We start from the raw sequence: 7,698 nt of genomic DNA, 5'->3' as shown, positions 1-7,698 counted from the left end.
AATTTTAAGCGACCGTGCCAAACCTTTCAAGCTGTTCGATATTGCGGTGATTTCCTCGTACCGGCTTGACCGGCTGCGCTCCGGATGCAGCAGCCCCAGATAATCAATCACAATCAGCGACAGCCCTTTGATATGGCGTGCCATCGAGCGCACATCAAGGACGGTGCAGCCCTCTTTCCCGTTGGCATACAATGGCAAGTGCGCCAGTTCCGCATTTGCTGTTTTCACCGCCTGCCACTCCCCAGCGGTTAAATGCTCATCCAGCAGCAGTCGCGAGGAGGATATGCCCGTGCGCCTTGACAGCCGCCGCGCCTGTAGCTGTGAAACATCCATTTCAAGCGACACGAACAGCACCGCGCCCTCTTTCGCTACGTTGTCCGCGATCTGCAAAGCCAGCGCGGTTTTACCGCAGCCAGGGCGCGCCGCCAGTATGTAAAACCCGCCCGGTAGCATGCCGCCGCCCAATGTGCTGTCAATCGGTTCCAGCCCTGTTTTGATGAGCTTTCCGCTGATTTGGTCGCGGAAGTCGTAAAAGGCGTCTGCAATATCAAGGCCGTTTAACAACTGCCCGCTGTCTCGGTGATCCAGCGCAGAAATACGCCGCTCCATTTCGGCAATCACCGCATCCGGTTCATCTCCGTTCAATGCGCCATCTTCCAGCAGTCTGCCGATGGTCGTCAGCTCGCGGCGGCGGGCTTCTTTCTTTACCAGCTCGATGGAGCGGTCTAAATCGCGCTCTGCGCACGCAATTTCCATACAGCCATACAGGACATTGCGATCTATGCCCGCGTCCGCGACCTCTACCGCGTTAGGCGGCTCTTTGCCGTCCAGATCAAACCGACGTGCCACGTCATAGGCTTCGCGGTTGAAATCGGAATACAGATCGTCCCTGTGCAGCTTGTCCAGCACCACCCGCCACAGGGCAGGGTCAACCAGACAAGCCCCGATCACCGCGTTTTCGGCAGTTAGAAAATTATCTTTCAGCAAATTTGCGCCACCTCGTTTCCGTTCTCATCAATACATGTTTTTAGCTTGGGTGCTTTCGGCTGAGTCGCTGCGGCTGGCGGTTCATCCTCCCACCTGCGGCCGTTCAGGTAAGTGCTTGCAAAGGGAATATACTGCCCGCCGTCTTTCGTCCAGTCCGGCAGCTTGGTTTGCCATTCCAGCGCAGCAAGGATATCGTTGAGTAAGTCTTGGTTTACGCCGAGCTTGTCAAATGCCTTTTTTGCTTTGGCCTTGTCGCGCTTCTTAGGGTACGCTTCCCAAAACTGCGCAAATGCGCATGCGCATATATCTTTGTTTATATCTCTTGTATTTATATGTTTGACTTTTTCGTCAAGGGTGCCTTGACTTTTTTCGCAAGGGTTATTGATTTTTTTGTCAAGGGGTATGACTTTTTCGCCAAGGGGTATGACAAAATTATCAAGGGTATAAATGCGTCGAATTTCCTTCCCGCTGCCTTCAAATTCAAGGCGAATATATCCCGCTGATTCGAGCGAGTTTATAGCCCGTGAAATAGTTTCCGGTTGCACTCCGAACTTATCAGCAAAGAACCTGTTTTGTGCCCAGCAAAAGCCGTCCTTTGCCGATAGCGACGCAATCACACCATACAGCAACCGCGCCATCGGTGGAAGATTCCTGTCGAAGCACACTTGCTCCGGCAAGATAATGAATTTGTCTGACAAGTGCGCCCACCGCCTTACAGCCGCATTTGTCCGGTCATGCCGTCCAGCGCATCCAGTGCGCTTTCCATAGAACGGCGGGTGTTCTTGGCACGGTTGGACAGGGTGCGTATAAACTCCCTGATCTCCTGCTCGTTGGCAGGCAGGAAATAGCCGCCGCCCTCTGTGCAGGTGGAGAGAATCACCGCGCCTGACTGCCGTTCCCTCTCGATGGCCTTTTGCAGCTCGCGCACCGTATCAAAGCCGAGCATGCCCGCAAGCGTTCCGCTGGGGATTGCATTTTCTTTGCTGGTTGGTAAGTATTCCGAAATTCTCAAGACTTGTCCACCGTCCCCTCAGATGCATGCACGCTCATCAACGCGCCGGATACCCTGTACCTGTTCTTCCTCATGCGGGCTTTCCAGATAGTACAGAAGCGCATCAAAGTTCAGCAGCCTACGATTGCCCGTCCCCACCGGAACAGACGGCACAGCACCGGAGTTTACCAGCCGCCGGATCATCCGCAGGCTAACCGCTGTGTTCGGGTCGAGCTTGCGCAGCTCTTCCAAAGCCTGTGCGGGAAATCTCATGCGTGCGGGCATTTACCGCACCTCCTGTTCAAGTAAGGAATAAATGGCATCTAAAACACGTGTACGGTGTTCGCCGCTCATCTCTGTGCGCATCCATCGTGTAAGGGTAGGCTCACTAATACCTGCTGCTATAGCAACTTCCCACATATAAAGTCTGTTTGTGCGAACAAGATTTCGAATTTCTGAATTGTTCATATTTGTCACCTCATTTTATTGATTTTTCATCTACCTCATGATACTATTATACTATGAAACGATGATTGCGGAAACTATCATTTTTGAACATTGAAGAGAAAGGATAAATATTATGTCCGTTTATAGCGACATTTTTGAGATGCAGGAATCTATAGGAAAACGCATACAGAAAGAGCGTAAAGCCATCAGGCAAAAAGGAAAAGCTATGACACAAGATGAACTTTCGAAATATATGAACTGTGCAAGAACAACGGTTGTTAGTTGGGAAAGAGGGAAAAGCTGCCCCACAATACCAGAGCTAAGGAAGCTCAGTCAGTTATTTCATTGTGATGTGCAATATTTACTTTGTGAACAGGAATGTAGGACAAGAGAGCAAGTTGATATGCAAGACGCACTTGGGTTATCAAAAAAAGCGATTGAGAATATCTGCAATCTTCGAGAAGCCAGTACAGAGATGCAACCGAACGGCACTGCGATTTTTGCGCTCAATAAAGTGTTAGAAAGCCCTAACATCATGTATCTCCTCTCGGATATAGGTATTTTCCTGCAAAATCTTAAAATGCGCGATGCTGAAAGCATCCCCTATTATCAAAGTACAAATTTTCTAAACGAAATAAAGAGCGAATTTCAAAGCGAAAGCGACTTTCTTGCCGGTAAGCCTGTAACGCTTAGCAATCGTCAATATCAAGAATATTGGGAGCAACATACAACACGAGAAATTATGAATTTTCTGCAAGATGTTGCAAAAAGGGTAGAAAATGATGACGATTGGCTGTTCCCGATTAGTATAAAAAGGGAGGACTGACCCGTGTCTACTATTGAACAGCGCGGCAACAGCTACCGCATCATGGTATCCTGCGGCTATGACCTGAACGGCAAGCAGATACGACGCACGATGACATGGGCACCTGAGCAGGGCATGACAGCACGGCAGATAAAAAAAGAACTCGACCGGCAGGCAGTTCTATTTGAAGAAAAATGCCGTACCGGTCAAGTATTGGACGGGAATATTAAGTTTGCTGACTTTGCGGAAAAGTGGTTTGCCGATTATGCCGAGAAGCAGCTAAAACCCCGAACCTTTGCCACATATACCGCGCTGATGCCGCGTGTACTTGCTGCGCTGGGGCATATTCGTCTGGATAAGCTGCGCCCGAATCACATCACCGCTTTTTATGCCAATCTCGGTGAAGCAGGCGTGCGTGCCGACACAAAATACAGCTGCAAAACCGACTTCAAGTCGTTATTATCCACAACGCAATCTGCGTTTGCTGCATCAGCAGGCGTGAGCATAGGCACAATCGAATCTCTGTCAGCCGGTCGCAATATCAGCCGCCGCAGTGCCGAAAAGATCAGTGCCGCCCTGAAACGCCCGCTCGATGATGTATTTGAACCAACCGGTAAGGAAACGCTTTCAGGCAAAACACTGCTGCACTATCACCGGCTGTTATCCTCCATGTTGGAAACCGCTGTGCAGTGGCAGCTTATTCCCTCGAACCCTTGCAAGCGGGTCAAAGCACCACGAGCCGAGCGGAAAGAAGCCCGCTATCTTGATGAAAAGCAAGCGGCGCAGCTCATCGCTTTATTGGACTGTGAGCCAATACAATACCGCACCATGATTCTATTGCTGATCAATACTGGCCTGCGGCGCGGCGAGCTGTGCGCATTGCAGTGGAGTGATATAGACTTCGGAAAAGCCGTGCTGCAAGTCCGGCGCAACACGGTTTATATTGCCGGTCAGGGATTGTTAGACGACACACCCAAGACGGCAAGCTCTCAACGAGCTATTAAACTACCGTCTAACTGTATTCCTATGCTCAGAGAATACCGAGCATGGCAGAACAAGGAGCGGTTAAGGATAGGCGACCAGTGGCAGGAAAGCGACCGTGTGTTTACCCGCTGGAACGGCGCCCCCTTCCGCCCTGACACATTGACAAACTGGTTCAGCGACCTTGTCAAACGCAACGACCTGCCGCCTGTAACAATTCACAGCCTGCGGCATACTAATGCAACGCTGCTGATTTCGAGCGGAACAAACCTGCGTACCGTGTCAGCGCGTCTCGGTCATTCCCAAGCCAGCACTACCGCAAATATCTATGCACATGCAATCCAAAGCGCAGATGCGGCTGCGGCTGATACGTTAAACGACATTCTAAACCCGATCAAAAAACAGGCATAGAAAAAGGGCGCTCCCATCAGCGGGAACGCCCGATTTTTTGACCCATAAACACCAAATAAACACCAAGGCAAAATTGCAGAATTTCAAAACAGTGCAAAAAGTTAAGAAAAAACCGCTATTTCGTTTGAAATAACGGTTTTTCTGGTACGCCAGAAGGGATTCGAACCCCCGACCTTTTGGTTCGTAGCCAAACACTCTATCCAGCTGAGCTACTGGCGCATATTTAGTTTCGACTGCCTAAATAGAATACCATAAAAAAAGCGGTCTGTCAACAATTTTTTTTGAAAAATTATGTATTTGATTGTATATGCGTAAAGACTGTGTTAAAATAAAGAAAATTTATTATTTTGTCGAGAAAGGGAATCGGCCTGTGCATAGAAAAAAGAAAAAGAAATTGGCCGCGGGGGTGCTGGGCGCACTGTTCTTTGCGGATGTGCTGTGGTGCGAGACGGTATTCCGCCTGACGCTCGATGCGGCGGAGCTGTCCGGCCTTGTGCTGGCGGCGCTGTTTGCAGGCGCGTTTGCGCTTTTTGTAACGGGCGTATCTGCGCTGCTGCCGCCGCGCGGGGCGCGGGTGTTCGTCGTGCTGTCCGCCGCGGTGCTCTGGTTTTTTTATCTGTCTCAGACGGTGTATTACAGGGTGTTTCAGACGTGCTATCCGGTCTATTCCATGCTCAACGGCGGGCAGGTGCTGCGCTTTTGGAAACAGATTCTGTCTGCCTTTGCCAGCCGATGGTGGCAGTGCGCGCTGATCAGCCTGCCGCTGCTGGGGATTCTGCTCTATACGGCAAGACGAGCCTTTGCACCGCGCGCGCCGCGGCGTGGCGTGGCGCTGCTGTTTCTGATGCTGCTCTGGCACATGGCCGCGCGCTGTGCGGTGCCGCTGTTCGGCACCGGCGCGGGCACACCGCAGGATCTGTATGATAACGGCGGCAGCATCAAGCAGGCGGCGCAGCGGCTGGGGCTGATGAACGCCTTTCGCCTGGATGCGGAGCGCACTTTGTTTGGCTTTCCCAGCGGCGGGGAACTGGACGGGGGCCTGTCCCCATCGCCTGCGCCCGATGAAGAAAACAGCCCTTTTCCGGAACAGCCGCCCGCAGAGGAGCAGCCCGTTTACGGCCCCAATGCGCTTGATATTGATTTTGAGGCGCTCATGCAGGCAGAGCAGGATGCGGGTGTGCGGGAGCTGCACGGCTTTTTCGCTGCGCGGCAGCCGACCATGCAGAATGAGATGACGGGCGTTTGCGAAGGCTATAATCTGATTTTCCTGACCGCAGAAGGCTTTTCGCCTTACACAATTGACGAAAATCTGACGCCTACTTTGTATAAAATGGTGCAGGAAGGCGTCAACTTCACTAATTTTTACAATCCGATTTGGGGCGTTTCGACGATTGACGGAGAATATGTCAACTGTCTGGGACTGGTGCCCAAGGCCGGTGTATGGAGTCTGTATCAGGCGCGGAACAATGCGCTTCCCTTTGCGCTGGGCAACCAGTTCCGCGCGCGCGGTTACCAGACCAACGCCTACCATAACCACACGTTTGACTACTACCGGCGCGAAGTTTCGCATCCCAATTTGGGGTATGTGTATAAGGGCCTGGGCAGCGGCGTCAATGTGACTGAGGTCTGGCCGGAGTCCGACCTGGAGATGATGCAGGTCACCATGCCGGAGTATTTGGGAGAAAAGCCGTTCCATGTATATTATATGACGGTTTCCGGCCATATGGAGTATAATTTTTACGGCAATACCCAGTCGGCCCGCCATAAGGAAGCGGTGGAAGGGCTGCCGTATTCAGAGGCCTGCCGCGCCTATGTTGCCTGCAATATTGAGCTGGACCGTGCGATGGCCTATCTGCTCGAGCAGCTGGAGCAGGCCGGCGTGGCGGAAAAAACGGTGATTGCCATGGCGCCCGACCATTACCCTTACGGGCTGACAAACGAGCAGATCAGCGAATTTCTCGGCCATCCGGTAGACCCTGTATTTGAGCTGTACCGTTCGTCGTTTATTCTGTACCGCAAGGGCATGGAACCGCGCACGGTGGACAAGCCGTGCTGGAGTGCGGATATTCTGCCCACGCTGTCCAACCTGTTTGGCCTGCCGTATGATTCCCGCCTGCTGACCGGACGCGACATTTTCTCGGATGCGGAGCCGTTCATTCTGTTTGAGGACCGCTCGTTCATCACCGGCCGCGTGCGGTACAACGCGCGGACGGGCGAAGCCCTTTGGGCGGAGGGGCAGCAGCCGGACGAGGCGTACCTTGCGGCCATGCAGCAGGCCGTTTCGGCGGAATTTACCGCAGACGCGCGCATTTTGGAGACCGACTATTACCGGCACGTCTTGCCGGACGGGCCGTAAGCGGCGCAGGCAGCTTGACTTTTTCTTGCGTTTTGCGTGATAAAGTGATACAATGTTTTCAAATAATTGCCGCAGCAGACCGCGGATGGCTTGCTGCGGGAGCATAAGCCCTCTTGAAAAATCTGCCTGGAGCGCAGGACGAAGGGGCGTTCGTGCACTGTGCGAAACTCTCAGGCAACAGGACGGGGGAATATCGTTTCTGTCGGGGGACGGAAACGCTCTGTTTGGGGAGTGAGAGTCATCTCACTCCTTTTTATTTGCAAAATAAGCGGAAAGGGAAGAAAAATAATGGAAGCGTTCACCAATTTTGTCAAATGGCTGGACAGCGCGATCTGGGGGCTGCCCATGATTGTGCTGCTGTTTGGCACGCACCTGTATATGACGGTGCGCACCGGCTTTATCCAGCGCAAGACCTTTACCGGCATCCGGCTGTCGGTCAAAAAAGATCCGGATTCGCCGGGCGATGTCAGCCAGTTTCAGGCGCTGACGACCGCGCTGGCCTCCACCATCGGCACGGGCAATATTGTCGGCGTGGGCACGGCGGTGTTCCTTGGCGGCCCGGGCGCCGTGTTCTGGTGCTGGCTGACCGGCGTGTTCGGCATCGCCACCAAGTATGCGGAAAGCCTGATTGCGGTCAAATACCGCGTACAGACCAAAGACGGCCGCATGCAGGGCGGCGCGATGTATGCGCTGGAGCGTGGCCTGCACATGAAGCGGATG

8 protein-coding genes and 1 tRNA gene are annotated in these 7,698 nt (G+C 52.8%); 4 read left to right on the top strand and 5 right to left on the bottom strand.

The genetic code is table 11. The annotated features are described in order from the left end of the window. The 4 genes from ACOYIE_RS07575 to ACOYIE_RS07560 all read right to left on the bottom strand — a co-directional run. A partial coding sequence (locus ACOYIE_RS07575; RefSeq protein WP_433411985.1) for a replicative DNA helicase occupies positions 1–987 on the bottom strand: 987 nt, incomplete at its 3' end. Continuing rightward, on the bottom strand, positions 981–1,685 hold the full coding sequence (locus ACOYIE_RS07570) for a helix-turn-helix domain-containing protein (RefSeq protein WP_433411983.1): 705 nt from the start codon (positions 1,683–1,685) through the stop codon (positions 981–983). The genes ACOYIE_RS07570 and ACOYIE_RS07575, both read right to left, overlap by 7 nt. A 14-nt stretch (positions 1,686–1,699) precedes the next feature. Beyond that, positions 1,700–1,999: a hypothetical protein gene (locus tag ACOYIE_RS07565; RefSeq protein ID WP_433411982.1), complete on the bottom strand. Its 300-nt coding sequence runs from the start codon at positions 1,997–1,999 to the stop codon at positions 1,700–1,702. 18 nt (positions 2,000–2,017) lie between these two features. Next, positions 2,018–2,263 (bottom strand): hypothetical protein, encoded by a 246-nt coding sequence (locus ACOYIE_RS07560; RefSeq protein WP_433411980.1) that lies wholly within the window; start codon positions 2,261–2,263, stop codon positions 2,018–2,020. Positions 2,264–2,558: 295 nt separating this feature from the next. Here ACOYIE_RS07560 and ACOYIE_RS07555 point away from each other — a divergent pair, with 295 nt between their 5' ends. After that, entirely contained in the window at positions 2,559–3,251 is a 693-nt protein-coding gene (locus tag ACOYIE_RS07555) for a helix-turn-helix domain-containing protein (RefSeq protein WP_433411978.1), read from the top strand. 3 nt (positions 3,252–3,254) lie between these two features. Further along, on the top strand, positions 3,255–4,622 hold the full coding sequence (locus ACOYIE_RS07550; protein WP_433411976.1) for a tyrosine-type recombinase/integrase: 1,368 nt from the start codon (positions 3,255–3,257) through the stop codon (positions 4,620–4,622). Between the two features lie 142 nt (positions 4,623–4,764). On the opposite strand, the gene ACOYIE_RS07545 is transcribed toward ACOYIE_RS07550, so the two are convergent. Further along, positions 4,765–4,841, bottom strand: a tRNA-Arg gene (locus tag ACOYIE_RS07545). A 151-nt stretch (positions 4,842–4,992) separates the two neighbouring features. Here ACOYIE_RS07545 and ACOYIE_RS07540 point away from each other — a divergent pair. After that, positions 4,993–6,978, top strand: coding sequence for an LTA synthase family protein (locus tag ACOYIE_RS07540; protein WP_433411974.1), 1,986 nt, complete (start codon positions 4,993–4,995; stop codon positions 6,976–6,978). A 288-nt stretch (positions 6,979–7,266) separates the two neighbouring features. Then, a partial coding sequence (locus ACOYIE_RS07535) for an alanine:cation symporter family protein (protein WP_433411972.1) occupies positions 7,267–7,698 on the top strand: 432 nt, incomplete at its 3' end.

Origin of the sequence: Agathobaculum sp., from assembly GCF_050946325.1 — a bacterium.
Taxonomy (GTDB): Bacteria; Bacillota; Clostridia; order Oscillospirales; family Butyricicoccaceae; genus Agathobaculum.
Note: the sequence above shows the minus strand (reverse complement) of the source record. Positions and strands in the feature narration are given on the sequence as shown.

Coding starts and splice junctions, on each gene's coding strand:
- ACOYIE_RS07560 (WP_433411980.1), bottom strand. CDS start 2,263: ATGCCCGCACGCATGAGATTTCCCGCACAGGCTTTGGAAGAGCTGCGC.
- ACOYIE_RS07555 (WP_433411978.1), top strand. CDS start 2,559: ATGTCCGTTTATAGCGACATTTTTGAGATGCAGGAATCTATAGGAAAA.